The 26546-nt window shown below is 71.8% G+C and carries 30 protein-coding genes; 12 read left to right on the top strand and 18 right to left on the bottom strand.

Annotated features, from left to right (window positions below; all coding sequences use genetic code 11):
* Positions 1–71: 71 nt before the first annotated feature.
* The 6 genes from ABZW17_RS06950 to ABZW17_RS06925 all read right to left on the bottom strand — a co-directional run bounded on the left by ABZW17_RS06950 (position 72) and on the right by ABZW17_RS06925 (position 6805).
* Complete coding sequence (locus tag ABZW17_RS06950; protein ID WP_354810475.1) at positions 72–884, bottom strand: sugar phosphate isomerase/epimerase family protein; 813 nt, start codon at positions 882–884, stop codon at positions 72–74.
* 69 nt (positions 885–953) lie between these two features.
* On the bottom strand, positions 954–2606 hold the full coding sequence (locus tag ABZW17_RS06945) for a hypothetical protein (protein ID WP_354810473.1): 1653 nt from the start codon (positions 2604–2606) through the stop codon (positions 954–956).
* A gap of 157 nt (positions 2607–2763) precedes the next feature.
* A complete protein-coding gene (locus tag ABZW17_RS06940; protein WP_354810471.1) occupies positions 2764–3747 on the bottom strand; it encodes a Ppx/GppA phosphatase family protein in 984 nt (327 codons plus the stop codon).
* A gap of 123 nt (positions 3748–3870) precedes the next feature.
* Complete coding sequence (locus ABZW17_RS06935) at positions 3871–4560, bottom strand: response regulator transcription factor (protein ID WP_086680214.1); 690 nt, start codon at positions 4558–4560, stop codon at positions 3871–3873.
* Positions 4557–5798, bottom strand: a complete 1242-nt coding sequence (locus tag ABZW17_RS06930) for an ATP-binding protein (protein WP_354810469.1) — start codon at positions 5796–5798, stop codon at positions 4557–4559. The genes ABZW17_RS06935 and ABZW17_RS06930 overlap by 4 nt, the downstream gene beginning before the upstream one ends.
* Before the next feature lie 146 nt (positions 5799–5944).
* Positions 5945–6805: an aldo/keto reductase gene (locus ABZW17_RS06925; RefSeq protein ID WP_354810467.1), complete on the bottom strand. Its 861-nt coding sequence runs from the start codon at positions 6803–6805 to the stop codon at positions 5945–5947.
* Between the two features lie 67 nt (positions 6806–6872).
* On the opposite strand from ABZW17_RS06925, the gene ABZW17_RS06920 reads away from it, so the two are divergent.
* On the top strand, positions 6873–7511 hold the full coding sequence (locus ABZW17_RS06920) for a DNA-binding response regulator (protein ID WP_354810465.1): 639 nt from the start codon (positions 6873–6875) through the stop codon (positions 7509–7511).
* 51 nt (positions 7512–7562) lie between these two features.
* Here the strand turns inward: ABZW17_RS06920 and ABZW17_RS06915 are convergent, their stop codons facing one another.
* From ABZW17_RS06915 to ABZW17_RS06885, 7 genes are all read right to left on the bottom strand, one after another.
* Positions 7563–8312, bottom strand: coding sequence for a phosphoglyceromutase (locus ABZW17_RS06915; protein WP_354810463.1), 750 nt, complete (start codon positions 8310–8312; stop codon positions 7563–7565).
* A gap of 434 nt (positions 8313–8746) precedes the next feature.
* Positions 8747–9604, bottom strand: a complete 858-nt coding sequence (locus ABZW17_RS06910; RefSeq protein ID WP_354810461.1) for a DUF4349 domain-containing protein — start codon at positions 9602–9604, stop codon at positions 8747–8749.
* A gap of 71 nt (positions 9605–9675) precedes the next feature.
* On the bottom strand, positions 9676–10188 hold the full coding sequence (locus tag ABZW17_RS06905; RefSeq protein ID WP_354810459.1) for a YbjN domain-containing protein: 513 nt from the start codon (positions 10186–10188) through the stop codon (positions 9676–9678).
* The gene (gene mshA / locus ABZW17_RS06900; RefSeq protein WP_354810457.1) at positions 10185–11459 is read right to left on the bottom strand and encodes a D-inositol-3-phosphate glycosyltransferase; all 1275 of its coding nucleotides are present in this window, start codon (positions 11457–11459) and stop codon (positions 10185–10187) included. The genes ABZW17_RS06905 and mshA overlap by 4 nt, the downstream gene beginning before the upstream one ends.
* Before the next feature lie 52 nt (positions 11460–11511).
* The gene (locus ABZW17_RS06895) at positions 11512–12327 is read right to left on the bottom strand and encodes an alpha/beta hydrolase (protein WP_354810455.1); all 816 of its coding nucleotides are present in this window, start codon (positions 12325–12327) and stop codon (positions 11512–11514) included.
* A gap of 3 nt (positions 12328–12330) precedes the next feature.
* Positions 12331–13506: an Ig-like domain-containing protein gene (locus ABZW17_RS06890; RefSeq protein WP_354810453.1), complete on the bottom strand. Its 1176-nt coding sequence runs from the start codon at positions 13504–13506 to the stop codon at positions 12331–12333.
* Between the two features lie 158 nt (positions 13507–13664).
* Positions 13665–14720: a UDP-N-acetylmuramate dehydrogenase gene (locus ABZW17_RS06885; protein WP_354810451.1), complete on the bottom strand. Its 1056-nt coding sequence runs from the start codon at positions 14718–14720 to the stop codon at positions 13665–13667.
* 24 nt (positions 14721–14744) lie between these two features.
* On the opposite strand from ABZW17_RS06885, the gene ABZW17_RS06880 reads away from it, so the two are divergent.
* From ABZW17_RS06880 to purU, 5 genes are all read left to right on the top strand, one after another.
* Positions 14745–15251, top strand: a complete 507-nt coding sequence (locus ABZW17_RS06880; RefSeq protein ID WP_354810449.1) for a DUF2505 domain-containing protein — start codon at positions 14745–14747, stop codon at positions 15249–15251.
* Positions 15230–16030, top strand: coding sequence for a class I SAM-dependent methyltransferase (locus ABZW17_RS06875; RefSeq protein ID WP_354810447.1), 801 nt, complete (start codon positions 15230–15232; stop codon positions 16028–16030). The genes ABZW17_RS06880 and ABZW17_RS06875 overlap by 22 nt, the downstream gene beginning before the upstream one ends.
* A 63-nt stretch (positions 16031–16093) precedes the next feature.
* Positions 16094–16795 (top strand): VTT domain-containing protein, encoded by a 702-nt coding sequence (locus tag ABZW17_RS06870; RefSeq protein WP_354810445.1) that lies wholly within the window; start codon positions 16094–16096, stop codon positions 16793–16795.
* Entirely contained in the window at positions 16692–17261 is a 570-nt protein-coding gene (locus ABZW17_RS06865; protein ID WP_354810443.1) for a maleylpyruvate isomerase family mycothiol-dependent enzyme, read from the top strand. Before ABZW17_RS06870 ends, ABZW17_RS06865 begins: the two co-directional genes overlap by 104 nt.
* Positions 17262–17275: 14 nt before the next feature.
* Positions 17276–18151 carry a formyltetrahydrofolate deformylase gene (purU, locus tag ABZW17_RS06860; RefSeq protein WP_354810441.1) on the top strand — a complete coding sequence of 292 codons (876 nt, stop codon included), beginning with the start codon at positions 17276–17278 and terminating at the stop codon, positions 18149–18151.
* Between the two features lie 53 nt (positions 18152–18204).
* Here the strand turns inward: purU and ABZW17_RS06855 are convergent, their stop codons facing one another.
* Positions 18205–19254, bottom strand: coding sequence for an NAD(P)-dependent alcohol dehydrogenase (locus tag ABZW17_RS06855; RefSeq protein WP_354810439.1), 1050 nt, complete (start codon positions 19252–19254; stop codon positions 18205–18207).
* A gap of 97 nt (positions 19255–19351) precedes the next feature.
* On the opposite strand from ABZW17_RS06855, the gene ABZW17_RS06850 reads away from it, so the two are divergent.
* Positions 19352–19945: a TetR/AcrR family transcriptional regulator gene (locus tag ABZW17_RS06850; protein WP_354810437.1), complete on the top strand. Its 594-nt coding sequence runs from the start codon at positions 19352–19354 to the stop codon at positions 19943–19945.
* Positions 19946–19964: 19 nt separating this feature from the next.
* Positions 19965–20588: an HAD family hydrolase gene (locus tag ABZW17_RS06845; RefSeq protein WP_354810435.1), complete on the top strand. Its 624-nt coding sequence runs from the start codon at positions 19965–19967 to the stop codon at positions 20586–20588.
* Here the strand turns inward: ABZW17_RS06845 and ABZW17_RS06840 are convergent.
* The gene (locus ABZW17_RS06840) at positions 20585–21592 is read right to left on the bottom strand and encodes an NADP-dependent oxidoreductase (protein ID WP_354810433.1); all 1008 of its coding nucleotides are present in this window, start codon (positions 21590–21592) and stop codon (positions 20585–20587) included. The genes ABZW17_RS06845 and ABZW17_RS06840 overlap by 4 nt on opposite strands.
* Before the next feature lie 96 nt (positions 21593–21688).
* Complete coding sequence (locus ABZW17_RS06835; protein ID WP_354810431.1) at positions 21689–22123, bottom strand: SRPBCC family protein; 435 nt, start codon at positions 22121–22123, stop codon at positions 21689–21691.
* Positions 22124–22222: 99 nt separating this feature from the next.
* On the opposite strand from ABZW17_RS06835, the gene ABZW17_RS06830 reads away from it, so the two are divergent.
* Entirely contained in the window at positions 22223–22693 is a 471-nt protein-coding gene (locus tag ABZW17_RS06830) for a MarR family transcriptional regulator (RefSeq protein ID WP_354810429.1), read from the top strand.
* A 29-nt stretch (positions 22694–22722) separates the two neighbouring features.
* Complete coding sequence (locus ABZW17_RS06825; RefSeq protein WP_354810427.1) at positions 22723–23499, top strand: methyltransferase domain-containing protein; 777 nt, start codon at positions 22723–22725, stop codon at positions 23497–23499.
* Position 23500: 1 nt separating this feature from the next.
* Here ABZW17_RS06825 and ABZW17_RS06820 read toward each other — a convergent pair whose 3' ends face one another.
* The gene (locus ABZW17_RS06820; RefSeq protein ID WP_354810425.1) at positions 23501–24421 is read right to left on the bottom strand and encodes an ABC transporter substrate-binding protein; all 921 of its coding nucleotides are present in this window, start codon (positions 24419–24421) and stop codon (positions 23501–23503) included.
* A gap of 138 nt (positions 24422–24559) precedes the next feature.
* Here ABZW17_RS06820 and ABZW17_RS06815 point away from each other — a divergent pair, with 138 nt between their 5' ends.
* Together ABZW17_RS06815 and ABZW17_RS06810 are read left to right on the top strand one after the other, a co-directional pair.
* Positions 24560–25252 carry an ABC transporter permease gene (locus ABZW17_RS06815; protein ID WP_354810423.1) on the top strand — a complete coding sequence of 231 codons (693 nt, stop codon included), beginning with the start codon at positions 24560–24562 and terminating at the stop codon, positions 25250–25252.
* A complete protein-coding gene (locus tag ABZW17_RS06810) occupies positions 25249–25962 on the top strand; it encodes an ABC transporter permease (protein WP_354810421.1) in 714 nt (237 codons plus the stop codon). The genes ABZW17_RS06815 and ABZW17_RS06810 overlap by 4 nt, the downstream gene beginning before the upstream one ends.
* On the opposite strand, the gene ABZW17_RS06805 is transcribed toward ABZW17_RS06810, so the two are convergent.
* Positions 25959–26522, bottom strand: a complete 564-nt coding sequence (locus ABZW17_RS06805) for a cadmium resistance transporter (RefSeq protein WP_354810419.1) — start codon at positions 26520–26522, stop codon at positions 25959–25961. The two genes, ABZW17_RS06810 and ABZW17_RS06805, sit on opposite strands and share 4 nt — an antisense overlap.
* Positions 26523–26546 lie beyond the last annotated feature (24 nt).

Below are 26546 nucleotides of genomic sequence, written 5' to 3'. Positions count from 1 at the left end.
TCCGAACTTTACGGGTTGGATCGGCGGAAATGCACTCGGGAGCAGTGGTGTCCGGCCGGAACGTGCCCGGGTTATTGCCCGAGGTGGAACCGCGCGAACAACAGCGCCTCGGCCAGATCGCGGACCCGCGTGGCCGCGGTGACGGCGTGGCGGGTGTTGATCTCCAGCACGATCTGGCCGGCGAAACCGTTGCTGACCAGCTTCTCGAGCAGCTCGGCGCAGGGCTGGCCGCCGCGTCCGGGGACCAGGTGTTCGTCCTTCGGGACGCCGGTGCCATCGGCCAGATGGACGTGCGAGAGGCCGTCCCCCATCCGCTGCGCCAGCGCCAGCGCGTCCATCTCGGCTGCCGCTGTGTGGGACAGGTCGAGCGTGTAGTGCCGGAACCCGACGTCCGTCGGGTCGATCGACGGCCGGAACGCGGAGACGCGGGAATTCTTCGAACCACCGGGCGGCCGCACCTTGAACATGTTTTCGACCGCGATTTCGACGCCGCTCGACTCCTCCAGTTCCGCGACCAGATCGCCGAATGCGTCGCCGTACCGGCGCTGCCAGCGGAACGGCGGGTGCACCACCACCGTGCGCGCACCGAGCTCCACGGCGGCGTCGACGGACATCCGCAGCCGCACGACCGGGTCCGGCGACCAGATCCGCTGCGTGATCAGCAGCGACGGCGAATGGATCGACAGCACGGGCACGCCGGTGCGCCGGGACAGCCGCCGCAGCGCCGTGACGTCCTGGCTGACCGGGTCGGCCCAGACCATCACCTCGACACCGTCGTAGCCGAGCTCGGCGGCCAGCTCGAAGGCCGTCCCCGCCTTGAGGGGCCACACGGACGCCGTGCTGAGTCCCACGGGGATCGGCTGCTCGTCTGTCACGCGCGCCATCCTGCCTCGCCCGCGGTGGGTGCGCGGCACCGCCGGTCCGTCAACGCGACCCGGGTCACCGCTCCCGCGTCAGCGTCCGACGAGCAGCAGCGCCGCCGGTGACACCGTCACCACCAGGCCCACCAGCACCGCGAGCACCGTCGTCTGCAGGTCTTCGGCGCGGCGGATCTTCCGCACGATCCAGACCAGCGCGACGACCACCAGCAGCGCGGCGACCAGCGCGGCGGCCGGGATGTTCACCCACAGCCAGTTGAAGCCCAGCCAGACGGCCGCGCCGCCGACCACGCCCATCGCCAGCTGGCCGGCCAGGGCCAGCCACTGCTTGCCGGGCGAGGCCGCCGGCTCCGGCTCGGGGGCCGGCTCGGGGACGTCGTTGTACTCGTCGTCCTCGTAGCCTTCGCCCTGCTCGTAGGCGTAGTCGTCCTGCTCGAAGTCCGGGCCGTCCGCCGGGTAGCCGTCGGCGAACTCGCGCTCGTAGGGCTCGAGGTCGTCCGGGATCGGCGCCCGGGAGGCACGGTCGCCGGGCGCGAACGGCATCGGCGGCGGGTACGCGCCGGTCGGCGGGCCCGCGTCGTAGGCGGCCTGGTAGCCGCTGCCTTCCGGGGCGAATCCGTCGGGCTCGAAGTCGTCCTCGGGGTAGCCGTCGTCCGGGGCGTCGGTGGGCACCGCCGGCATCACGCCGATCTCGGTGTCCTCCATCTGCTCCTTCTGGCGGCGCTTGCGCCAGTTCGCCAGGCCCGCGGGCGACGACGGCTCCGGCGGCTCGGGCTTCTTGCCCTTCGGCGGCACCGGCGGGGCCGGCGGCTCGTCGTCGGGGATCGCCGAGAACTGCTCGGTGTGGTCCTCGCGCTTCGGCTCGGGACGGCGCGCCGGGGCGCGGCGCGGGCGGCCGGGCGCGGCGGGCGGCGTCGCGAAAGTTCCACTGGCCATCGGGCCCGGCGGGACGTCGATGTCGGCGTCCGGGGTGCCGTTGAGGCCGTCGAGCCGGGCCGACAGCGGCCCGCCGGGCGGCGGGGGCACCGGGAGCTGCTGCGACGGCTGGGGCGGGGTCGGCAGCTGCTGGGACGGCTGCGGCGGCCCGGGACGGCGCCGGACCGGCGGGACGGCCCCGCGGGTCTCCTCGGCGGCCGGCGGAACCGGCAGCTGCTGCGAAGGAGGCGGCGGCTGCCGCCGGGGCGCCCCGCGCGGCGGCACGGGCAGCTGCTGCGACGGCTGGGGTGGCGCCGGCGGCTGCGCCGGCTCCTGCGGGCGCGAGAACTGCCCGGACTCCTGCGGTGGCCGGGCGAACTGGCCGGACTCCTGCGGGACCGGGCGCGCGTACTGGCCGGACTCGGCGCCGCCCGGGGCGGGCCGCGCCGGGGGCGGCGGCACCGGCCGCGGCATCGGCTGGGAGTCCTGCGGCACCGCCCGGGGCGCGGGCGGCGGCGGGGGTGGCGGCTCGGCGCGACGCCGTCCGGCCGGCCGGGCGGGGGGCGCCGGCGGGGGCGGCGTGCCCTCCGCGGCGACCCGGTCGATGATCGCCTGCGGGCCGGTGTCGCTCACGCCGGGACGCCGGTGCGAGCCGGTCGCCCCGGGCGGGACTTCGGGGGTGCCGGGTTCGTCGTCGTCATCGGCCGCGCGGCGACGGCGACGGCGTCCGCCGTCGACCTGGGCACCGTGCTGGGCGAGCAGCTCAGCCACGGTCTTCTGCGGCGGCTGGTCGCCTCCGGTCTGGTCCGTCATACCTGGTAATCCCCTGCGCGCTCCGGGTCCTCGGCACCTCTCGGAGAGGTCCCCGACGGCAGCTCGGTGGCGCAGCGCGCGCTGTACGCCGTCCTCTGCATGTCCGTCACCTCTCCACCGTGCCCATCCTCTGCGTGCGAAGTCCAGCCGTGTGCTTTCACCGGTCCTCCTGTGCGCCGAAGCGCCCCACGAGGGCGGCTCCAGTCTCATCCGCGCCGTTGGAATGGTCCAGCCGCCGCAGGATGACACCCTCTCGCAGCGCCCACGGGCAGATCTCGAGTTCGGGCACACCGAGCGCCCGCATCGTGGCCTGCGCGACGAGCGCCCCCGCCACCAGCTGGTGCGACCGGCTCGAACTGACGCCCTCGAGCTGTGCGAGATCGGCCGACGGCATCCGCGAGATGAAGGCCAGGAGCTGGCGCAATGCGGTGTCCGAAAGCGTACGTCGCACGCGCGGGCCCGCCGCCGAGGGGGCGGCGCCGGTCAGCCGGGCGAGCGAGCGGAACGTCTTCGACGTGGCGACGACCCGATCGGGTTCACCCCATTTGGTGACCTTGCGGGCGAGTTCGGTGAGCTGGTCGTCCAGCCACGCGGATGTCGCGACGAGCTCCGAGCGCGTCGGCGGGTCGTGCCTGAAGCGGGTGCGCGTGGTCCGCCCGGCCCCCAGCGGCAGGGATTCGGCCAGCACGGGCTCTTCGTCGCGGCCCATGGCGATTTCGAGGGAGCCGCCGCCGATGTCGAGCACCAGCAGCTGCCCGGCCGACCACCCGTACCACCGCCGGACGGCGAGGAAGGTGTGCCGGGCCTCGTCGACCCCGGAGAGCACCTGCAGCTCGACGCCGGTTTCCTCGGCCACCCGGGCGAGCACCTTGGCGGAGTTCTTCGCCTCGCGCACGGCCGACGTGGCGAAGGCCATGACTTCCTCGCACCCGAGGCGGGCGGCGGCTTCCTTGGCGGACTGGACCGCGGTGCAGAGCTCGTCGGCCCCGGCCCGGCTGAGCTCCCCGCCCCTGGTGATCCGCTCGGCGAGGCGGAGCACGGCCTTTTCGGAATGCATCGGCGTCGGGTGGGCGCCCCGGTGGGCGTCGACCACGAGCAGGTGGACGGTGTTGGAACCGACGTCGAGTACCCCTAGGCGCACGGGTGTCCACGGTACCGGCCCCAGCGCCAGGTCTCGAACTTGTAACCGAAAACACTCGGTGCGGTACCGCCCCGGCGCGCCTCCACAGTGGGCGTTACCGGGCGATACCGCACCGAAAAGGACTTACGTCTCGAACTTGTAGCCCAGGCCACGAACCGTCACCAGGTGCCGCGGCGAGCCGGGGTCCGGCTCGATCTTCGAGCGCAGCCGCTTCACGTGGACGTCGAGGGTCTTCGTGTCGCCCACGTAGTCCGCGCCCCACACCCGGTCGATCAGCTGCCCGCGGGTCAGCACCCGGCCGACGTTGCGCAGCAGGTACTCCAGCAGGTCGAACTCCTTCAGCGGCAGCGACACCTCCGCGCCGTCGACCGTCACCACGTGGCGCTCGACGTCCATCCGGACCGGGCCCGCCGACAGCACCAGCGGGGCCAGCTCGCCGTCCGTGCCCGGCTCTCCGCCGCGGCGGAGCACCGCGCGGACCCGTGCGATCAGCTCGCGCGCCGAGTAGGGCTTCGTCACGTAGTCGTCCGCGCCCAGCTCCAGGCCGACGACCTTGTCGATCTCGCTGTCGCGCGCGGTCACCATGATGACCGGCACGGCCGAACGCTGGCGCAGCTGCTTGCAGACGTCGGTGCCGCTCATCCCCGGCAGCATCAGGTCGAGCAGCACGATGTCGGCGCCGTTGCGGTCGAACTCCTCCAGCGCCGCCTGGCCCGTCCCGGCCACGGCCGCGGTGAACCCTTCCTTGCGCAGCAGGAAGGCGAGGGGGTCGGCGAACGACTCCTCGTCCTCGACGATGAGAACCCTGGTCACAGGTTTCCTCCATGATCTGGGCTGTCCTGCCCGGTAACCACGAGCCTCTGGGTGCGCTCGGGGGTCTTCTCCTGCCGCGGTGCCGGCGAGGTCTTGGCCGCCCGCGCCGGCTCGGGGGCCGGCTCGGGGCTGACGTGCGCGGGGATGCGCAGGGTGAACGTCGAGCCGGTGCCCGGACGGCTCCACAGCCCGACCGAGCCGCCGTGGTTGGCCGCGACGTGCTTGACGATCGCCAGGCCCAGCCCGGTGCCGCCGGTGGCGCGCGAGCGGGCCTTGTCGGCGCGGTAGAAGCGCTCGAACACACGCGTCTGCTCGTCCTCGGGGATGCCGATGCCGCGGTCGGTGACGGCGACCTCGACCATGCCGTCGGCCAGCCGCCTGCTGATCGACACCGGGCTGCCGGCCGGCGAGTACGCGACCGCGTTCTCCAGCAGGTTCGACAGCGCCGTGACCAGCAGCGTCCGGTCGCCCTCGATGAGCAGGCCGCTGGCCGCGTCGGTGGTGATGCTGATGTCGGCGGACTCGGCCGACAGCGTGGTCCGGCCGAGCGCCTCGCGCACGACCGCGTCGACCTCGACGACGTTGAGGTCGGGCAGCCGCTCGGCGCCCTGCAGCCGGGACAGCGCGATCAGCTCGGTCACGAGCTGGCCGAGCCGGGTGGACTCGCGCAGGATCTTGCCGCCGAAGCGGCGGACCTCCTCGACGTCCTCGGCGGCGTCGAGCACGGCCTCGGTGAGCAGCGCGATCGCGCCGACCGGCGTCTTGAGCTCGTGGCTGACGTTGGCCACGAAGTCGCGGCGCACGGCCTCCAGCCGGATCGCCTCGGAGTGGTCGACGGCCTCGACGACGGTGAAGCCGTCGCCGAGCGGCCGGACCTGGCCGAGCACCGCCTCCGGCTGGCGGCCGCGCGCTTCGAGCGGCGAGAGATCGATTTCCAGCGGTTCGTCGGTCTCGACGACCTGTTCGGCGGCCTTGCGGGCCCGCGGGTCGGCCTGGTTGACCTTCACCAGGCCCAGCTCGTAGGCCCGCGGGTTGTGCAGCACCATGTCGCCGAAGCGGTTCAGCACGACGATGCCGTTGGTGGACGAGCGGACCAGCCGTTCGAGGAGTTCCGCGACGGTCGGGCCCGGCGGCCGGGCGGTCTCCCGGCGGGTGCGGGCCCGCGCCAGGAAGTAGCCGACCACCGCACCGGCCACCAGTGCGCCGATGGCCAGTGCGAGTGAAACAGGCGTGGTCACGGCCCGATCGTAAGCTGAGAAGTGGCCCTTCGGCCTAGCGTTGTCCGCCTTGTCGTGAGCACCGCGACACCTGCGGAGGACATGTTCGCCGGGGCTTCAGGCGGCGTTCACCCGATCGATTCCCCGGCGAGACATTCCGGGTGAAATCACCCGAGGGTCGCCAGATCGCCCTCGGTGAGCTCGATCGCGGCCGCGGCAACGTTCTGTTCGAGGTGCCCGACGTCGCCGGTGCCGGGGATGGCGAGCACGTGCGGGCCCTGGTGCAGGGTCCACGCGAGCCGCACCTGCGCCGGGGTGACGTCGTGGCGGCGGGCGACTTCGGCGACCCGCTCGTCCTCGCCGGTCCCGCTCGCGACGGCGAAGAACGGCACGAACGCGATCCCCCGCTCGGCGCACATCCGGACGAGCTCGTCGTCCTCGCGGCGCGCGGTGAGGCCGTACTGGTTCTGGACGCAGACGACGGGCGCGATTTCGAGGGCCTCGGCGAGGTGCTCGGGGCCGACGTTGGAGATGCCCAGCTCGCGGATCAGCCCGGCTTCGCGCAGTTCGGCGAGGGCGCCGAAGCCGTCGGCGAGCGAGCCGGTGCCGCGGTCGAGGGCCTGGCCGATCCGGTAGTTGACGACGTCGAGGTGGTCCAGGCCCAGCTCGCGCAGGTTCTCCTCGACCTGGGCGCGCAGCTGCTCGGGCCGGGCGGTGTAGAAGGTGCCCTCGTAGTCGCGGCCGGGGCCGACCTTGGTGGTGAGGACGAGGTCGTCGTAGGGCGCGAGCGCGGTGTTGAGCAGTTCGTTGGCCGAGCGCGGGCCGGCGAAGTAGAAGGCGGCGGTGTCGAAGTGGTTCACGCCGAGCTCGACGGCGCGCCGGAGCACGGCGATCGACGTCTCGCGGGCGCGGATGCCGCCGTCCGAGGTGGACATCAGGCGCATGGCGCCGAACCCGAGGCGGTTGACTTCGAAGGAGCCGAGCTTCCAGGTGCCCGCCGCGGCGGCGGGGAGCGTGTTCGTGGTCATGGCTCCAGCCTTCCGGCGGGGCTCGCGTGACCTCCGGGTTTGGCAGTTTGCTGCCACACTGGAACACGTGGAGAAGGTCACCGACGTCGTCATGGTCCGCGGCGAGGCCGAGCTGTTCGAGCGGACGGCGCACCTGTTCGAGGTCGCGACGGAGATTTCGTGCGCGGCTCGCGACCTGCACACCTGGTCGGTGGCCCACCCGAGCGCACCCGAGCGCGAGCGGTCGGTGCAGGGGATGACCGTGCGCAAGGTGTACCTGCCCGGCGTGCTGTTCGACCCGGCGCTGGCCGAGCACCTGCGCTTCATGGCGGAGAACGGCGCCCGGATCCGGATCACCGAGCGCGAGATCAACGAGACGATCATCCTCGACCGCCGCATCGCCATCGTGGCCGGCGACCTGGTCGGCGGGGTCCGCGGCTACACGGTGATCAGCAACCCGGACCTGGTCCAGGGCATCCGGTCCCTGTTCGAGGCGGCTTGGCACGGCGCGACCGACCTGGAGTCCTACCAGGCGCGGTTCGCCGAGCTGGGCGCGCGGGAGATCCTGGAGCAGCTGGGCTCGGGCTGCAAGGACGAGACGGCGGCGCGGGTTCTGGGCGTCAGCCTGCGGACGTACCGGCGGCGGGTCGCGGAGCTGATGGAACTGCTCGGGGCGTCGTCGCGCTTCCAGGCCGGGGCGCGCGCCCGCGAAGCCGGGCTCCTGTGACGCACGAAGGCCGCGCAACCGGGATCCCGGTTGCGCGGCCTTCGGAAAAGCTCAGCGGCCCTGGTTGGCCACCGCGGCGGCGGCTTCCTTCGCCGCTTCCGGGTCGAGGTACTCGCCGCCCGGCCGCACCGGCCGCAGGTCCTCGGTGAGGTCGTAGCGCAGCGGGATGCCGGTCGGGATGTTCAGGCCCGCGATGTCGGCGTCGGAGATGCCGTCGAGGTGCTTGACCAGCGCGCGCAGCGAGTTGCCGTGCGCGGCGACCAGCACCGTCCTGCCCGCGCGCAGGTCCGGCACGATCTCGGACTCCCAGTACGGCAGCAGCCGCTCGACGACGTCCTTGAGGCACTCGGTCAGCGGGGCGTCGTCGCCGAGGTTCGCGTAGCGGGCGTCGCCCGCCTGGCTCCACTCGTCCTTCGGGTCGATCGCCGGCGGCGGGGTGTCGTACGAGCGGCGCCAGAGCATGAACTGCTCCTCGCCGAACTCGTTGAGCGTCTGCTTCTTGTCCTTGCCCTGCAGCGCGCCGTAGTGGCGCTCGTTGAGGCGCCAGTCGCGCTTCACCGGGATCCAGTGCCGGTCGGCGGCGTCCAGCGCGATGTTCGCGGTGGAGATCGCACGGCGCAGCAGCGAGGTGTGCACCACGTCCGGCAGCAGGCCGGCGCCGGCCAGGAGCTGACCGCCCTGGCGGGCTTCGCCCTCGCCCTGCTCCGACAGCGGTACGTCCACCCAGCCGGTGAACAGGTTTTCCGCGTTCCACGTGCTCTGCCCGTGCCGCAGCAGCACCAACGTCCCAATCTCGGCCATGGCCCTTAGCCTGCCAGAACGGACCGCGCGGCCCACTGGTGACCTCCGCCGCACCCGGCGTCCTACCGAGAGTGTGTTACTCCGAAGTAACACTTCACTCTTCGACAAGGCCGTTGGCCAACAACGCGCAAAATCCCGGCAACAGACTGCGCACTGTTATCGCTCAGCGGTAAATTCACTCGAACGGGCTAGCCAGTAGCCTTGTGATTACCCGGCGGGATCTGACAGGTTGACTACGTCCCGAGCGGCCGGATTCCACGCACTCCCCGGCCGGTTTCGGGCTTTGACCGCGGCTCGTCTCCCCCCTGCCGAGCCGCGGCCCGCCCGGCCCCGTTGGCACCCCCCTCGTCACCGGGTCCTGATCGGCGGGAACTTCAGCGGGGCGGCTCGAGATCGCGACTCCCCCCTCCCTCGAGCCGTCCCGCCTGTTCCGCTCAGCCCTGCTCCGGTTCCGGCGCCGGGATGCGGCGACGCCGGTGCAGCCACCACGCCAGCCAGCCCAGCGGCGCGAGGAACAGCAGGAACGGCGCGATCGCTCCCAGCACCGTCAGCAGGCCGCCGCCGAAGACCAGGAACGCGTGCCAGCCGCCGGCCAGGCCGCCGAGGAAGCCGCTGTGGTCTTCACCGGGCGGCGGGGGCGCGGCGACGCTGCGGACGGTCATCGCCACGGTCGCCATCGCGACGCTGCCCGCCAGCGAGTTCCGCTGCTGCTCGAGCGATTCGAGCGTCGCCTCGCGGCTCGTCAGCTCGCTTTCGACCGACGCGATCTCGGACACCGAGGTCGCCCGCGCGAGCAGCGCGCGGATCCGTTCCACCGACGCCCGCTGCGTCGCCAGCCGCGCTTCGACGTCGACGACCTGCTCGGTCACGTCCTGGGTGTTCAGCTCCCGCTTGACCAGGCTCGTCCCCAGGTGCGAGAGCTGGTCGAGCACGCCGTCGAGCTTGTCCGCGGGCACCGCGAGGCTGAGCGTCGCCGACTCGTCGCCGGTGCTCTCCTGCCCGGTGTAGCCGCCGGCGCCCTGCGCGATCCCGCGGGCCTGGGCGACGACGTCGGTGACCTTGGTGGCGGTCAGTTCGAGCCGGGCGCTGCGCGAGAGCTTGCGGTCGGTCGCACCCGCCTGCGGCGGGGTCACCTTGGCCGCGCCGCCCTTGCCCTGCTGCGGCGCGGCCGGGACCGGCCCGGTCCCGGCACTGTCCGCCGTGGACGATGCCCCGTTTTCCGCGGCCGAGCACCCGGCCAGCGCGAACGCCACCGCGGCGGCCGCGAGCCCGGCTCTCCATCGAGTTCGCATTCTGCGTCTCCCTCCAGTTTCGACTGGCGAGGAGACGGATGTCCGGTTCACGGCCGTTGCACGGCCTCCGGTCACGACTCGGTCAAGCCCGGTTCGTGCGGCTTCTCGGGCGCGACGAGGTGCTTGAACGCCTGGAGGTTGGCCAGCGATTCGCCGCGGGAGACGCGCCAGTCCCACTCGCGCTTGATCGACGTCGCGAAGCCCAGCTCCAGCAGCGTGTTGAAGTCGCCGTCGGCCGCTTCGAGCACCTGGCCGAGCACCTTGTCGAGCTCGTCGGCGGACATCGTCTCCTTGCCGAACCGGCCGACCAGGTAGATGTCCCCGAGACTGTCCACTGTGTAGTGCACGCCGTAGAGCTTGGCGTTGCGCTGCAACAGGAACCGGTAAACGTCCTCATGGGACTCGTCGGGACGGCGGCAGACGAACGCCTCCACCGAAAACGCGTGGTCGCCGTCGACGAGCCACGCGTTCGTCTGCAGCTTCTTGGTGCCCGGCAGCGTGACGAAGTACTTGCCAGGACCGCGTTTGTCGTACTTCAGCTCGGCGGAGTCCAAAGTAGACTGGATCAGCCGGTCCAGGCTCACACCGCCACCTCCGTGCGCAGGTCCAGCGCGCGGGAAAACGCGCTCGTGGCCTGAGCATAGATGTCCAGCAGCGCGTCCGTCGTACGGCGCCAGGAGAACCGCCGCGCGTGCACGACGGCGTTGGCGGCCAGTTCGCGGCGCCGGTCCGGGCGCAGGGCGACGGCGGCCAGCGCGTCGGCCCACTCGTCGGCGCCGTGCCCGGGCACCAGCAGCCCGGAGACGCCGTGCGGCACCGCCACCGGCAGCCCGCCGACCTCGGCCGCGACCACCGGCGTCCCGCAGGCCTGCGCCTCCAGCGCGACCAGGCCGAACGACTCGTTGTAGCTCGGCACCGCGACGACGTCGGCGGCGCGGAACACCCGGGCGAGCGCCTCGCCGGGCTGCGGCGGCAGGAACCGGACCTGCCGCTCGATGCCGAGGGAAACGGCCAGCTCACGCAGGGCCTGCGGCTGCTCCAGCCCGGTCCCGGACGGTCCGCCGACGATCAGCACGACCAGCCGGGAGGCCAGCTCGGGGCGGCGGCGCAGCATCGCGGCCGCGGCGTGCAGCAGCACGTCCGGCGCCTTCAGCGGCTGGATCCGGCCGGCGAAGGCCAGCACGACGTCGTCGTCGGCCAGGCCCAGCTCCGCGCGGGCGAGGGACTGCGAGCCCGGGGTGAAGCGTTCGAGGTCGACACCCGGCGGCACGGCGTGCACCGCGTGCGGCTCGGCGTCGTAGAGGTCGATGAGCTGCCGCGCTTCGACCGCGGTGTTGGCGACCAGCCGGTCGGCCTCCGCGACCACCTGCTCCTCGCCGATCACGCGGACGCGCGGCTCGGGCTTGTCGCCCTCGGCGAGCGCGGCGTTCTTCACCTTCGCCAGGGTGTGCGCGGTGTGCACCAGCGGCACGGACCAGCGGTCGCGGGCGAGCCAGCCGACCTGGCCCGAGAGCCAGTAGTGCGAGTGGATCAGGTCGTAGTGGCCGGGCTCGTGGAACGCCTCGGTCCGCAGCACGCCGGAGGTGAACGCGCACAGCTGGGCGGGCAGCTCGTCGCGGCCCAGCGGCTCGAACGGACCGGCCTGCACGTGCCGCACGGTCACCCCGGGCGCCAGCTCGGCCACCGGCGGCTGGCCGGACGCGGTCGCGCGGGTGAACACCTCGACCTCGACGCCGCGGCGGGCCATCTCGGTCGCGGTCTGGCTGACGTAGACGTTCAGCCCGCCCGCGTCGCCGGTGCCCGGCTGTTCGAGCGGTGAGGTGTGCACGGACAGCACGGCGATCCGGCGCGGCACAGCCCGGAACCTCCGGATGGAGCTGGTCACCTGGTCACGTCTCCTGCGTACTTCAGCATTCCTCGGCGAACTGCCGGAGCACCGCGTCGAACTCGGCCGCGGACTCGGCGAAGGGCGCGTGCCCCCCGTCAACGAACCAACGCCCGACGGCACCCGGAATCTTCCCGAGGGCGTGTTCGGCCGCCGAGGGCTCGATCACGCGGTCGGCCGTGCCGTGCACGACCAGGGCCGGTTTGTCGATCGCGGCCAGCACGTCTTCGCTGCCGGCGTCGCGGCGGAACAGGGCCGAGCGGACCGACGGCGGCACGCTCAGCGACGCCCCGAGCAGGGCCTGGACCTGCGCGCCGGGCACCGGACCGGTCGTCATCCCGCGGCTGAACGCGGTGAGCGCCGGGACCGCGATGTCCGGATCGTCCGAAAGCATCGCGCGCATGTGCTCGCGCATCAGCGCGCCGACGCGCCCGCCTGGCCGGTCGCGGCCGATCTCGGTGATGGCACCGACGAGCACGAGCCCGCGCAGGCGTGCGGTGCCGTGCACGCGGATGTGGTCGGTCAGTACCAGGCCGCCGTAGGACCAGGCGACGACGATCGCGTCCGGGCCGGCGAAGTCGAGCACGGCGGCGAGGTCGTCCGCCCACACCTGCGGGTCGTCGTAGCCCGAGGCCGGGACGTCCGAGGCGCCGTGCCCCCGCAGGTCCACGGCGACCAGCCGGAACCGCTCGGTCAGCGCCGGGTCGGCGAGCTGCGCGGCCCAGCAGCCGCCCGACTGCGCCCAGCCGTGCACGAACACGATCGGCCGGCTGTTCTCCTCGCCCTCGACCCGCAGGCCGAGCCGGACCCCGCCGTGCCCGACGACTTCGGTGCGCACGGGTTACTTCGCACCCAGCCCTTGCCAGGCCGCCCAGCTGTAGTTCCAGTCCTTGACGTCCGAGGCCATCGGCGGGCTGAGCTTCGAGCCGGTGATCTCGACCGGGTCGCCGATCATCGCCGAGTCGAAGTAGTCCTTGGCGTCGGCTTCCAGCAGGTTGACACAGCCGTGGGAGTTGTTGTTCTTCCCGATGTTGGCCGCGTTGTCCTGGTTCTCGTGGATGTACTCGCCGTGGTTGGAGAACCGGCAGGCCCACTTCTTGTTGACGTTCGTGTAGCCGTAGCGGGCGTTGTCGAAGACGGCCGTCGGCTCCCTGGTCATGATGATGTAGGTGCCGTTCGGGGTGTTGCGGTCGACCTCGGCGTCCAGCCCGTTCGCGCACGGGTAGCTCTTGACCTGCGAGCCGCCGCGGTAGACGTGCATCTGGTGATCCGGGGTGTTGACCTTGACCACCTGGTTGCGGCCGATCTTGAACTTCGTCGTGACGTCGGCCTTGCCGTACGCGCCGCCGCCCAGGTCGACGCCGTACAGCTTCGCCTCGACGTTCACGGTGATGTTCTGCGGCCAGTACTCCTTCGGCCGGTAGTCGACCTGGCTGTCGGACAGCCAGCCCCAGGCGCCTTCGACCTCCTTGTCCGTTTTCACGGACAGGGCCTTCTCGACCGCCTTGCGGTCCTTGACCGGCGACTGGAACTTGACGCTGATCGGCATGGCCACGCCGACGGTCTGGTTGTCGGCCGGGTTGAGCGTGGCGCGGACCTGCTTGGCCGGGGAAACCGTGGTGAAGGTGCCCTTGAACTCGACCGGCTTGCCGTCGGAGCCGGTGGCCTTGGCCGCGTAGGTGTAGGTCTTGCCGTAGCCGAGCGGCTCGGAGCTGGTCCAGGTGAGGCCGTCGGGCGTGAGATCGCCCTTGACGGCCTTGCCGCCGTCGGCGGTCAGCTTGCACTCGGTGAGCTTGCCGTCGGCCACCTTCAGCACGGCGGGCTTGAGCACCGGCACGTCCTTGGCGTCGGCGGCGGGCTCGGCCGTGATCTTCGCCACGGGCTGGCTGCCTTCGCCGTCCGCACCCGCGGCGCCGGTGGGCAGCGCGGTGCCGTCGTTCGTGCTCGAACACGCGGCGGCGACCAGGGCGGCCCCCGCCGCCAGAGCGGCCTTGAAGACCGTACGCCGTTCGATCACCGAAACCTCCCGAAATCCCCCGCGGACCAGCGGGCACACGCCTTTAGCGCTGGTAGCGCAGCCGACGTTACCTGCCGGAAGGTAAAGACCAACCAATCAGGTGGCGACGCCTTTGTCGACAAAGACGTCCCAGACACGTACGGGTTGCCCGGTTTGGCTCAAATCACGCAGTTGATCAGCAGCGGTTCGGGGTGCAGCCGGACGCCGAACCGCTCGAAAACGCCGTCCCGGACCGTCCTGGCCAGCGCCAACAGGTCCTCGGTGGTCGCGTCGCCGCGGTTGGTCAGCGCGAGGGTGTGCTTCGTCGACAGCGAAACGCGGTTCCCCGGCCCGGGGTACCCTTTGCCGAAGCCGGCGCGCTCGATCAGCCACGCCGCGGACAGCTTGACGCCGCCGTCGGCCGGGTACTGCGGCACCTCGGACCCGACGGCCGACGTGATCCGCTCGAGGACGGCCTCGGCTTCGGCGCCCGGCACGATCGGGTTGGTGAAGAACGAGCCCGCGCTCCACGTGTCGTGGTCGTCCGGGTCGAGCACCATGCCCTTCCCGCGGCGCAGCCCGAGAACCGCGGAGCGCGCTTCGGCGGCCGGGACGCGCGCGCCGATCTCGACGCCGAGCGTGCGCGCCAGCTCGGCGTAGCGGATGGGCGCGGACAGGCCGTCTTCGCGGACCTCGAACCGGACCGAGAGGACGACGCCGGTGTCCGTGCCCTTGAGGACGCTGGTGCGGTAGGCGAAGCCGAGCTCGTCGGCCTTGAGCGTGCGCACCTCGCGCGTCACGCGGTCGTAGAGCTCCAGCGAGACGATCGACTCGGCGACCTCGCAGCCGTACGCGCCGACGTTCTGGATCGGCGTCGCCCCGACGCTACCGGGGATGCCGGAGAGGCACTCGAGGCCGCCCAGCCCGGCCTCGACCAGCGCGGCCACGAACGCGTCCCAGTTCTGGCCGGCCTGGACCTCGACGACGTCCTCGTCACGCCGCCAGCCGGTGTTCGCCACCTCGACGAGCGTGCCGTCGAACCCCGCGTCGCCGACCACCAGGTTGGAGCCGCCGCCGAGCAGCAGCACCGGCTCGCCCGCCGCGTCCGCCTCGCGGACCGCCGCGACGAGGTCTTCGCTGGTCACGGCGCTGACGAACCGGCGAGCCGGGCCGCCGAGGCGCAGCGTGGTGTACGCGGAGAGCTTCGGGAGGGCGGGAGTTCGGGCGGAGTTCACGGGTCTGACGGTACTGTCCGGCCCATGGGATCCCGGATCGAGCACCGCGCCGAGTTCGCCGCCGACGTCGCGTCCACGTACGCGGCCGTCGCCGGCGAGGACGCGCTGCGGGCCCGCCTGGCGGAGATCGGCGGCCACGACGCGGCGCTGCTGGCGTACGAGGTGTCCGGCACGGACCTGCGCTACCAGCTGCGGCAGGGCATCAGCGCGGACAAGCTGCCGCAGGCGGTGCGGACGCTGCACAAGGGCGACCTGCTGGTGACCCGCACGCAGACCTGGCGCGTCAGCAACGACGGCACCGGCCACCAGGGCAACGCTTCGGTCGAGGTCGGCGGCGTCCCGGGCGAGATCACCGCGCGGACCGCCCTGCTGGCCAACGCCGACAAGACCGTGCACCGGACCAGCGGCGAGGTCACCGTCCGGATCCCGCTGTTCGGCGGGAAGCTGGAGAGCGTGATCGCCGAGCAGGTCACGAAACTGCTGGAGCGCGAAGCCGAATTCACCGCGAAGTGGCTCGCGCAGGCAAACTGACCCCGGTCGGCGCGCCGACCCGCGGCACCACCAACCCCAACCGCCTGCGCCGGGTCGACCGGTGGATCGCGTCGGCACCGCCGACGTCCCGGCTGCTGCGCACGGCAGGCTCGCCGCTGGTGGTCGATCTCGGTTACGGCGCTTCCCCGGTGACGACGGTCGAACTGGCGCGGTGGCTGCGCCGGGTCCGGCCGGACGTCCGCGTGCTGGGCCTGGAGCTGGACCCGGAGCGGGTCGCGGTCGCCCAGTCCGCCGCGGCGCCGCCACTGCTGGAGTTCCGCCGCGGCGGGTTCGAGCTGGCCGGGACGCGGCCGGTCCTGGTGCGGGCGTTCAACGTGCTCCGGCAGTACGCCGAGGACGAGGTGCCCGGCGCGTGGGGCCTGATGCTGGACTCGATGCCCGCCGAGGGCCTCCTGGTGGAGGGCACGTGCGACGAGATCGGGCGGCTGTCGACGTGGGTGCTGGTCTCGGCGGCCGGGCCGGTCTCCCTGACGCTGTCGATGCGGCTGGCCGGGCTGGACCGCCCGTCGACGATCGCCGAGCGGCTGCCGAAGGCGCTGATCCACCGGAACGTGCCCGGTGAACGCGTCCACGCGCTGCTGTCCGGGTTGGACGCCTGCTGGGCGGCCGCGGCACCCCACCAGTCCTTCGGCGTGCGTTCGCGCTGGCTGGAAACGGTCCGGCTGCTGGCCGCGCGGGGCTGGCCGGTGGTGGGCCCGCCGTCGCGGATCCGGCTGGGCGAGCTGACGGTGCCGTGGGCGGCGGTCGCCCCCGCCTGAACGTTCACCAGCCCACCCCCGCTGCGTCACCCCGAAGTGACCTTCGGTGATCACCATTGAGCCGTGGAACTCCTGGGGCACGTCACCGAACTGCTGCGCGACGCGCTCGGTTCGCCGTGGCTTTGGGTGCTCGTCTTCGCCGTGTCCGGGTTGGACGCGCTGCTGCCCTTCATGCCCAGTGAGACCACCGTCGTCACCGTCGCCGTCCTGCTCGGACCCGACCCGGCGCGGCTGGCCCTGCTGGCCGCCGTCGCGGCCACCGGCGCGTGGGCCGGCGACTGCCTCGGGTACGCGGTCGGGCGCGCCGCCGGGCCGCAGGCCATCGCGCGGCTGCAACGCGGCCCCGACGGCCGCCGCCGCTACGAGTGGGCCCGTGACCAGGTGCGGCGCAACGGCGGCCTGCTGATCATCGCGGCCCGCTACCTGCCCGGCGGCCGCGTCGCCAGTGCGCTGGCCAACGGCAGCCTCGGCTACCCGCTGCGCCGGTTCGTGCCGCTCGACGCCGCCGGCGCGGCGATCTGGGCGGTGTACAGCGTGTTGATCGGCCTCGCGGGCGGAGCCGCCTTCGCCGACGAGCCGGCCAAGGGGCTGCTGCTGTCGTTCAGCCTGGGCCTGGGTCTGGTGTTCGCCATCGAGGCCGGGCGACGGCTACGGTCGGCCCATGCTCGAAGCGATCGACGTCCACGCCGACGCGCTGAAGCGGGCGGCGCTGGCGGCCGGGCCGTCGGCCCCGGTGCCGAACTGTCCGAAGTGGACTGTCCATGACCTGGTGACGCACATCGCGCTCGTGCACGACACCATCACCAGCCTGGCGATGGGGCGGCCGCCGCACCCCGAGCCGCCACCGGACTGGGAAGACGTCCTCGGGTGGTGGGACGGTCGGCGCCTGGCCCTGCGCGAAGCACTGACGCGCAATCCGGACACGCCGTGGACCCGCCGGATGGCCCACGAGACCGCGATCCACCGCCTCGACGCCGAATCCGCCCTACCGGACCCGGCACACACCCGCTTCTCCCCCGAATTCGCCAACGACGGCATCGACGAGTTCCTGACCTTCGTCGTCCCGCGTCGCGGCTTCGCCATCGACGTGCGGGTCACGACCCCGGAGCGGACGTGGACGGTCGGCACCCCGGGCACCGAGGTGACCGGCGACGCCGACGACGTCTACCGGGCGCTGTGGGGCCGCCCGCACCGGGCGGCGATCAGCGGGGACCGGCTCCCGGCCGTCTGACCAGCGCGGGGAGAATGTCCGGCGTGACCGCTCCCGAACGCCGCTACGTCATCACCTTCGGCTGCCCCGACCGCACCGGCATCATCGCCCGGATCTCCGGGTTCCTCGCCGAGCACGGCGGCTGGATCGTCGAGGCGGCCTACCACACCGACCCGGACACGGGCTGGTTCTTCACCCGCCAGGTGGTCCGGGCCGACTCGCTGCCCTTCGCCGCCGCCGAGCTGCGCGCCCGGTTCGGCGAGGTGGCCGCGGAGCTGTCCGCGGAGTCGAGCTGGCAGGTCAGCGACACCGGTGAGCGGCGCCGCGCGGTGATCCTCGTCTCGAAGGCCGGGCACTGCCTGTACGACCTGCTCGGCCGGGTCGCCTCCGGGGAGCTCGACGTCGACGTCGCCGCGGTGATCGGCAACCACGACTCGCTCGCCGACATCACGCGCGCGCACGGCATCCCGTTCCACCACGTGCCGTTCCCGGCCGGGGACAGGGCGGCGGCGTTCGAGCAGGTCCGCAAGCTGGTCGACGAGCACGACCCGCACGCGGTGGTGCTGGCCCGGTTCATGCAGATCCTGCCCGCGGACCTGTGCCGCGAGTGGGCCGGCCGGGCGATCAACATCCACCACAGCTTCCTGCCGTCGTTCATCGGCGCGAAGCCGTACCACCAGGCGCACACGCGCGGGGTGAAGCTGGTCGGCGCGACCTGCCACTACGTGACGGCGGACCTCGACGCGGGCCCGATCATCGAGCAGGACGTCATCCGCGTCGGCCACGGCGACTCGGTGGAGGACATGGTCCGCAAGGGCCGTGACATCGAAAAAGTCACCCTCGCGCGCGGCCTCCGGTGGCACCTGGAGAACCGCGTCCTGGTGCACGGCAACCGCACCGTGGTCTTCTGACCCCGGTCGTGAGTGTTTAGGCGGGTTAGAACCCGCCTAAACACTCACGAGGGTCAGGCGCCGATGGTCTTGGCGTCGATGACGAAGCGGTAGCGGACGTCGGAGTTCTCGACGCGCTCGTAGGCCTCGTTGACCTTGTCGGCCGAGATGGTCTCGATCTCCGCGCCGATGCCGTGCTTCGCGCAGAAGTCCAGCATCTCCTGGGTCTCGGCGATGCCGCCGATCATCGAGCCGGCCAGCACCTTGTTGCCGCCCAGCAGCGAGAAGGCGTTGTAGGCCAGCGGCTCGCCCGGCGCGCCGACGTTCACCATCGCGCCGCCGACCTTGAGCAGGCTCAGGTAGGCGTCGATCGGCAGCTTGGCCGACACGGTGTTGAGGATGACGTCGAACCTGCCCTTGAGCGTGTCGAACGTCGACTCGTCGCTGGTCGCGTAGTAGTCGGTCGCGCCGAGCTTGAGGCCGTCCTCCTGCTTCTTGAGGCTCTGGCTCAGCACGGTCACCTCGGCGCCCATCGCGGCGGCGATCTTGACGCCCATGTGCCCGAGCCCGCCGAGGCCGATCACGGCGACCTTCTTGCCGGGGCCGGCGCCCCAGTGGTGCAGCGGCGAGTAGGTGGTGATGCCCGCGCACAGCAGCGGCGCGGCGACGTCGAGGTCGATGCCTTCGGGGATGCGGCAGACGAAGGCGTCCTTGACGACGATCTGGTTGCTGTAGCCGCCGTAGGTGTTCTCGCCGTCGAAGCCGACGCCGTTGTACGTCTGGATGTTGCCCTTGACGCAGAACTGCTCGGTGCCGGCCAGGCAGTACTCGCACTCGCCGCAGGAGTCGACCATGCAGCCGACGCCGACGCGGTCGCCCACCTGGTACTTCGTCACGTCCGAGCCGACCGCGGCGACCACACCGGCGATCTCGTGGCCCGGGACCATCGGGAAGATCGCCTGGCCCCAGTCCTCCTTGGCCTGGTGGATGTCGCTGTGGCAGATGCCGGCGTAGGCGATGTCGATCAGCACGTCGTCGGGACGCAGGTCACGGCGCTCGATCGTGGTCGGCGCCAGCGGCGCGCCCGGCGCCGGAGCGGCGATGGCGTGCGTGGTGGTGCTCATGGAACCCTCCAGGTTCAAGTACCGTCGTAAGAGGTCTCATACATGTCCTACGTAAGAGCCCTCTTACATATTTCGAACGAGAGATGTGATCCGGGTCATGGGCGGCAAGTACCACCACGGCGACCTCCGCGGCGAGCTCGTGCGCGTCTCCCTCGACCTGATCGCGGAGCAGGGCCTGGCCGGCTTCTCGGTCGCCGAGGTCGCCCGCCGGGCGAAGGTCAGCCCGGGTGCGCCGTACCGGCACTTCGCCGACCGCGAGACGCTGCTGGCCGAGGTCGCGTGCCACATCGCGTGCCAGCTGGCGGACCGCGTCACGGCCGCGGCCGGCGAGCACGAGGACCCGGCCGAAGCGCTGGCGGCGGCCGCGGGCGCGTACACGCGGTACGTGATCGAGCGCCGGGCCGGGATGAACGTCCTCTACGCCGACGGCCTGCACGGCCCGGAGCACGTCGGCCTGCACGAACAGACCCGTCGGCTGACCGACGAGTTCCTGCTGCGCTGCCTGGCGGTCGCGCCCGACCCGGCGACCGGGCTGGAGCTGATGGAGCAGCTGTTCACCCAGGCGCACGGCTACGGCACGTTCCAGCTCGACGGCGTCTTCGTGAAGCACGGCTACTCGGTGGACCTGGTGGTGAAGAAGTCCACGGAAGCGGCGCGGATCGTCATCACGGGCCGGACCGCGGCGGCGTGAGCAAGCGGATACTGAACCCATGCTGTGCGTCTTCGACGTCAACGAGACCCTGCTCGACCTGACCGCGATGGATCCCCTGATCGGCGGACCCGAGCTGCGGCGCGAGTGGTTCGGGCTGGCCATCCACACCGTGTTGACCGTGACGGCGACCGGCGGCTACCGCGACTTCGCGGGCATCGCCGGCGACGCGGCCATCGAGGTCGCCGCGCGGCACGGGCGGGAGGCGGACCTGGGCGCGATCGCCGCGGGCCTGCGCTCGCTGCCCGCCCACCCGGACGTCGAACCCGGCCTGGCGAAGCTGCGCGAAGCGGGCCACACCGTCGTCGCGCTGACGAATTCGCCGCTCGCGACGGCCGAGGCGCAGCTGCAGAACGCCGGCCTGGCTCCGCTGCTCGACCGGATCTTCTCGGCCGAGCAGGTCGGCCGGCTCAAGCCCGCGCCGGAGCCGTACCACCAGGTCGTGGTCGCCTACCCCGGTGCGACGGCGGTGATGATCGCCGCGCACGACTGGGACATCGCGGGCGCGCAGGCGGCCGGGCTGCGGACGGCGTTGCTCGCCCGCCCCGGCGTCCGCCCGCTGCCCGGCTCACCCGAGCCGACGTACACGATCCCGGCCCTGACCGGGCTCGCCGGACTGCTCTAGTCGGCGATCCGGACCAGCATCTTGCCGGTGTTGGCCCCCGACAGCAGGCCCAGGAACGCCTCGGGGGCGTTGCGGATGCCGTCGACGAAGGTCTCCGAGTACTTGATCTCGCCGGAGTTGACCAGCGGTGCGACCTCGCTGACGAACTGCTGCTGCAGGCCCCAGTGGTCGAGCACCAGCAGGCCGCGGATGGTGAGCCGCTTGGCGATGACCTGCGCGAGGTTGCGCGGCGCCGGCGTCGGCTCGGTGGCGTTGTAGGTGGAGATCATCCCGCAGATGGCGATCCGGCCGTGCAGGGTGATCGCGTCGATCGCGGCTTCGAGGTGCTCGCCGCCGACGTTGTCGAAGTAGACGTCGATGCCCTCGGGCGCGGCCTGGTGCAGCTGCTCGGCGACCGGGCCGTCCTTGTAGTTGAAGGCCGCGTCGAAGCCGAGGTCGTCGATCAGGTGGCGCACCTTCTCCGCCGAACCCGCCGAGCCGATGACGCGCTTGGCGCCCTTCAGCTTCGCGAGCTGCCCGACCAGCGAGCCGACCGCCCCGGCCGCGCCGGAGACGAACACGGTGTCGCCCGGCTTGAACTCGGCCGACTCCAGCAGGCCCGCGTACGCGGTCAGGCCGGGCATGCCGAGCACGCCGAGGTAGGTCGACAGCGGCGCGGCGGTGGCGTCCACCTTGACGTACCGGCCGGCGTCGAGCACGGCGTGGGTGCGCCAGCCGGCCTGGTGCAGCACGTGGTCACCCGGCTTGACGTCGTCCACGGTGGACTCGACGACCTCGCCGACCGCGCCACCGGACATGACCTCGCCGACCTGGAACGGCGGCGCGTAGGACTTGACGTCCTTCATGCGGCCACGCATGGCCGGGTCGACGCTCATGACCAGGTTGCGGACCAGGATCTGGCCGTCGCCCGGCGTCGGCACCTCGACGTCGACGATCTCGAAGTTGTCGTGCGTCGGAACGCCTTCCGGCCGCGAAGCCAGCCGGATCTCGGTCGCCGTGCTCATCGTCGGATCTCCTTCAAGTTCTCGAAGCGGGGCAGGCGCCCCGGATTCCACCCGATGCAACCAGCTAACCGGGGCGCAGATTCCGGATGTGACCGGTCACACGATCTCGGCGAGCTTGCCCAAGACACCGTCGTAGATCTTCTTCAGCCCGCCCGGCGCGAAGGTCTTCTCGAAGAAGCCGCCGATGCCACCGGCACCGTCCCACGTGGTCTCGATCTTCACCACACTGCGTTCACCCGCTTCGGTGACCGTCCAGGTGGTGACCATGCTGGAGTTCGCGTCGGTCTCGACCAGCGTCCCCGGCTTCGGCTCGGTGACCGTCGCCTTGACGTCACGCACCCGCTTGGACGTCGCCTGCAGCTTCCAGCCGGCCTTGGTCCCGGCACCGACGCCGCCCTCGGTGACCTGGTAGTCGCGGTAGTGCTCGGTGAGCAGCTTCGGCCGCGTCTCGGCGTAGTCGGCGACGAGCGCGCGGACCTTGTCGGCCGGGGCGTCGATGGTGCGCTCCGCGGTGGCCGTGACCTTTCCCATTTCACTCCTTCTCCGGTACTCCGGCGTACGAATCAGGGTCCACGATTCCACTGTGCGGCGCACCACCGGCGGGCGCCCTCGGCGGTTAGGCTGCCCGGCATGGGTTCGGGAGCGCACCGCCGGTCGACGGTGGCGGTGAAGGAGTCGCTGCGGGAGCTGCGTACCCAGCTGTCGCTGCTGAACCACCAGGTCAGCGCGCACCTGGCGCTCAAGGACGTCGACCTGGACTGCCTCGAGCTGATCGGCAGGCACGGCCCGCTGAGCCCGAGCGCGCTGGCCCGCCGCGCGGGCCTGCACCCGGCGACGATGACGGGCATCCTCGACCGCCTGCAGAAGGGCGGCTGGATCGTCCGCGAGCGCGACCCGGAGGCGGCCGACCGCCGATCGGTGGCGGTCCGCGCGGTCCGCGGCCGCACCGGCGAGCTGTTCCGGCTCTACGCGGGGATGAACACGGCGATGGACGAGCTGTGCGCGGGGTACAGCGAGGAGGAGCTCGACCTGATCGCCGGGTTCCTCCGCCGCGCAACGTCGGCGGGCGACACGGCCACCGGCGACCTGGCGAACGACTGACCAGCGGGTTTTGTGCTGTACTGCGTCCCATGTGGCAGTCGGGTGACGCGTACGAGGCATTCATGGGCCGCTGGAGCCGCCGCCTGGCGGAGACGTTCGTCCGCCGCGTCGACCTCCCCCCGAGCCGCCGCTGGCTCGACGTCGGCTGCGGCACGGGTGCCCTGACGGCGGCGGTGCTGGCCGCGGCCGACCCGGTGGAGGTCGCGGGCGTCGACCCGTCGGAAGGGTTCCTGGCCATGGCCCGCGCACGCGTGCCGGATCCGCGGGTGACGTTCACGGTGGCGGACGCTCGTGAGCTGCCCTTCCCGGACGACCGCTTCGACGTGGTCGTCTCGGGCCTGGTCTTGAACTTCGTGCCGGACCCGGCGGCAGCGGCGTCCGAGATCAGGCGGGTGACGGCCCCCGGCGGCCGGGCGGTGGCCTACCTGTGGGACCTGGCCCAGGGCATGGAGATGCTCCGGTACTTCTGGGACGCGGTGGCCGAGCTGAACCCGGCGGCGGTGGAGCTGCACGAGGGCCGCCGGTACCCGCTGTGCCGCCCGGAGCCGTTCGGTCGCCTGTGGACGGAAGCGGGCCTGACCGACGTGACGGTCGACGACCTCACGATCCCGACGCCGTTCGCCGATTTCGGCGACTACTGGCAGCCGTTCCTCGGCCGGCAGGGTCCGGGCCCGGCGTACCTGGCGACGCTGGCCGAGGAGGACCAGGCTCGGTTGCGCGAGCTGTTGCGCGGACGGCTGCCGGCGAACCCGGACGGAACGATCCCGCTGACGGCCCGAGCGTGGGTCGTCAGCGGGACCGCGTAACTCAGAGACCGGCCTGGGCGAGCCAGTCCTTCGCGACGTCCGCGGCCTGCTCGCCGTCGGAGTCGACGCGCTTGTTCAGGTCGCGCATCACGTCGGTCGTCAGCTTCGCGCTGACCGCGTTCACCGCGTTGGCGAAGTCGGCGCCGCGCTCGTCGAGGACCTTCTTGTTCACCGCCGGCACCACGTTCTCCGTCGGCACGATGTTGAGGTCGTCCTTCAGCACCGTGTACTTCGAGTCACCGGTCAGCGGGCTGACCGAGTCGACCGGGATGACCGTGACGGCCCCGGACTTGAGCTGCTCGACGCGCGGCCCGGCCTCCTGGATCGTCTGGAAGCTGATGTTGGTCAGCTTGTAGACGTCCTTGAAACCGAGGTAGCACGGAAGGCGCTTCTCGCACTCCGGCGGCCCCGCCATGACGACCTTGTCGAGCTTCTTCAGGTCGCTGATCGACGCGATGCCCTTGTCCTTGGCCAGGTCGGACTTGACGATGTAGGTGTTCTTGTCCTCGGCCGGCGCGAAGTTCAGCAGGCCGACGCCGCTGGGCTCGAACAGCTTGGCCAGCTGGTCGTGCTCCTCCTGCGCGGTCTTCCCGGCCTCCTTGCCGAAGCCGGTGGTGATCGCCGCGCCCTGGTACTCCGGGATGAACTGGAGTTCACCGGACTTCAGCGACGGGTAGATCAGCTCGCGCGAGCCCAGGTTCAGCTTGCGCGTCACCGGGTAGCCCTTGGCCTCCAGCGCTTGCGCGTAGACCTCGGCGAGAATCTGGCTGTCGGTGAAGTTGAAGGACGCGACGACGATCGGCGCCCCGCCCTTGCCCTGCGCGGCGGGCTTGTCACCGCTGTCGCTGCCGCCGCAGGCGGCCAAACCGAGCGTCGCCGCGACGGCCACCGCCATCACGGACGCGTTCCGGAACCAGCGCACGAATCCCCACTCCCTCGTCACTCGAACAGACGAAAGGACCCTAGCCCCGTCCCCCGACAAGAAACCACATCGTGGGACGAACGGCTCAGAATTCCCAGTCTGCGGAATTTTCCCGCCCGATCGGGGTAGGGTCGGCAGGTGCACGTGACCGCCGTGACGCCCTTGGCCGCCGACAGCGGACCGCCGATCTTCCAGTGGAGGTGGGTCGACCGCAACGCCGACGCCATCGTCCACCGGCTCGTCGAGCACATCTCCCTGACCGGTGCCGCGCTCGGCATCGGCCTGGTGGTTTCGATCGGGCTGGCGGTGCTGGCGCTGCGTTACCGCTGGTCGTACGGGATCATCCTGGGCACCGCGGGCGCGCTGTACGTGATCCCGAGCCTGGGCGCGTTCGCCGTGCTGGCGCCGTTCTTCGGGCTGACGTTCGTGACCGCGATGATCCCGCTCGCGACGTACACGCTGCTCATCCTGGTCCGCAACATCGTGACCGGCGTCGACCAGGTGCCCCAGGAGGTCCGCGAAGCCGCGATCGGCATGGGCTACACGCGCACGCGGATGCTGTGGCAGATCGAGCTGCCGCTGGCCCTGCCGGTGGTGATCGCCGGCCTGCGCGTGGCCGCGGTGACGACGATCGGCCTGGTCACGGTGACGTCCATGCTCGGCCTGGGCGGCCTCGGTTACTTCATCCGCGCCGGCATCCAGAACACGACGCCGAACCCGACGGAGATCATCGTCGGCATGGGCCTGTCGGTGGTGCTGGCGGTGGTCGTCGACCTGCTGCTCTGGCTGGGCGAGCGCCTGCTGACCCCCTGGACCCGGAAGGCGCGATGAGCTTCTTCGACCAGCTGAACGCGTGGCTCGCCGATCCCAACCGGTGGAGCTGGACGGACCGCGAGGGCGTGCCGTACCGGACGTTGGAGCACCTCAGGTTTTCCCTGCTGGCGCTGGTGATCGCGGCGGTGCTGACGATCCCGGCGGCGCTGTGGCTGGCCCACTACCGCCGCGGCGCGTTCCTGGCGAGCAGCGCGGTGAACATCGGCCGCGCGATCCCGAGTTTCGGGTTGATCATCCTGTTCTGGTTCCTGGCGAGCCGCTGGGAGTGGGACACGACGTTCTGGCCGTTGCTGCTGGCCTTGGTCGCGCTGGCGATGCCACCGCTGTTCACGAACACGTACGCGGGCGTGGTGTCCCTGGAGCAGGAGACGGTGGACGCGGCCCGCGGGACGGGCTACCGCGAGTGGCAGATCATGCTGCGCCTCGAGTTCCCGTTGGCATCCCCGGTGATCCTGGCGGGCGCGCGCGTGTCGTTCCTCCAGTTGATCGCAACGGTGGCCATCGGAGCGATCGTCAACGACGGAGGCGGCTTGGGCCGCTACATCGTCGACGGCTTCGCGGTGGGGGCCCAGGGGTACGGGGAGATCTTCGCCGGAGGGTTGGCGGCGGTGGTCCTGGCGCTGGCGTGCGATGGCGCGTTCGCCTTGCTGACGCGGGTGGCGACGCCGCGCGGGCTGGCACTGCAGAACGCGCGTAGCCGGGCCTAGAACGCGCCGAGCAGGATCAGCACGCCGAGCGCGATCAGGACCGCCGGCAGCACCACGTGGCCCCAGCGGGAAAGCACGCGCGCCACGCCCGGGCGGGTGGCCAGGAACCGGCCGATGACGCACCAGACCGCCACGCCCGTCAGGAACACCGTCGCGTAGCCCGCCAAGCCCGCCGGCCCGGTTGCCGCGAACGCGGGGACGTACACGCCGACGTTGTCGCCGCCGTTGGCGAAGCACACCAGCGCGATGCCGAGCAGCCCGGTTGCCGGGGGCGGCTCGTCGTCGTCCTGGTGCCGGGCCTGCCAGGCCGCGCGGATTCCGAGCAGCACCGGCAGGATGCCCAGCCAGCGGACGGCGCCGTCCGGGAGCAGCCCGGCGCCGAGCGCCCCCGCGATCGAGACCGCCAGGATCGCCGCGAAGCCGAGGAACTGGCCGCCCACGACCTTGAGCTCGCCGCGGCGTCCGGCCGCCTGGCCGAAGAACACCGCGAGCAGGACGAGGTCGTCGACGTTCGTCGCCGCGAACATCGCGGCCGCGCGTCCGAGCAGTCCGGCGTCCACAGCTGTCCTTCCGGTGAACCGCTT

It is taken from the genome of Amycolatopsis sp. NPDC004625 (assembly GCF_040609695.1).
GTDB lineage: Bacteria > Actinomycetota > Actinomycetes > Mycobacteriales > Pseudonocardiaceae > Amycolatopsis.
This window is presented reverse-complemented; position numbering and strand designations above follow the sequence as displayed.

Excerpts from the sequence above, each read along its gene's own strand:
- ABZW17_RS06950 (WP_354810475.1), bottom strand. The coding sequence starts at position 884 with ATGGCGCGCGTGACAGACGAGCAGCCGATCCCCGTGGGACTCAGCACG.
- ABZW17_RS06945 (WP_354810473.1), bottom strand. The coding sequence starts at position 2,606 with ATGACGGACCAGACCGGAGGCGACCAGCCGCCGCAGAAGACCGTGGCT.
- ABZW17_RS06925 (WP_354810467.1), bottom strand. The coding sequence starts at position 6,805 with ATGACCACGAACACGCTCCCCGCCGCCGCGGCGGGCACCTGGAAGCTC.
- ABZW17_RS06915 (WP_354810463.1), bottom strand. The coding sequence starts at position 8,312 with ATGGCCGAGATTGGGACGTTGGTGCTGCTGCGGCACGGGCAGAGCACG.
- ABZW17_RS06910 (WP_354810461.1), bottom strand. The coding sequence starts at position 9,604 with ATGCGAACTCGATGGAGAGCCGGGCTCGCGGCCGCCGCGGTGGCGTTC.
- ABZW17_RS06880 (WP_354810449.1), top strand. The coding sequence starts at position 14,745 with ATGGGATCCCGGATCGAGCACCGCGCCGAGTTCGCCGCCGACGTCGCG.
- ABZW17_RS06865 (WP_354810443.1), top strand. The coding sequence starts at position 16,692 with ATGCTCGAAGCGATCGACGTCCACGCCGACGCGCTGAAGCGGGCGGCG.
- purU (WP_354810441.1), top strand. The coding sequence starts at position 17,276 with ATGTCCGGCGTGACCGCTCCCGAACGCCGCTACGTCATCACCTTCGGC.
- ABZW17_RS06855 (WP_354810439.1), bottom strand. The coding sequence starts at position 19,254 with ATGAGCACCACCACGCACGCCATCGCCGCTCCGGCGCCGGGCGCGCCG.
- ABZW17_RS06850 (WP_354810437.1), top strand. The coding sequence starts at position 19,352 with ATGGGCGGCAAGTACCACCACGGCGACCTCCGCGGCGAGCTCGTGCGC.
- ABZW17_RS06845 (WP_354810435.1), top strand. The coding sequence starts at position 19,965 with ATGCTGTGCGTCTTCGACGTCAACGAGACCCTGCTCGACCTGACCGCG.
- ABZW17_RS06840 (WP_354810433.1), bottom strand. The coding sequence starts at position 21,592 with ATGAGCACGGCGACCGAGATCCGGCTGGCTTCGCGGCCGGAAGGCGTT.
- ABZW17_RS06835 (WP_354810431.1), bottom strand. The coding sequence starts at position 22,123 with ATGGGAAAGGTCACGGCCACCGCGGAGCGCACCATCGACGCCCCGGCC.
- ABZW17_RS06830 (WP_354810429.1), top strand. The coding sequence starts at position 22,223 with ATGGGTTCGGGAGCGCACCGCCGGTCGACGGTGGCGGTGAAGGAGTCG.
- ABZW17_RS06825 (WP_354810427.1), top strand. The coding sequence starts at position 22,723 with ATGTGGCAGTCGGGTGACGCGTACGAGGCATTCATGGGCCGCTGGAGC.
- ABZW17_RS06810 (WP_354810421.1), top strand. The coding sequence starts at position 25,249 with ATGAGCTTCTTCGACCAGCTGAACGCGTGGCTCGCCGATCCCAACCGG.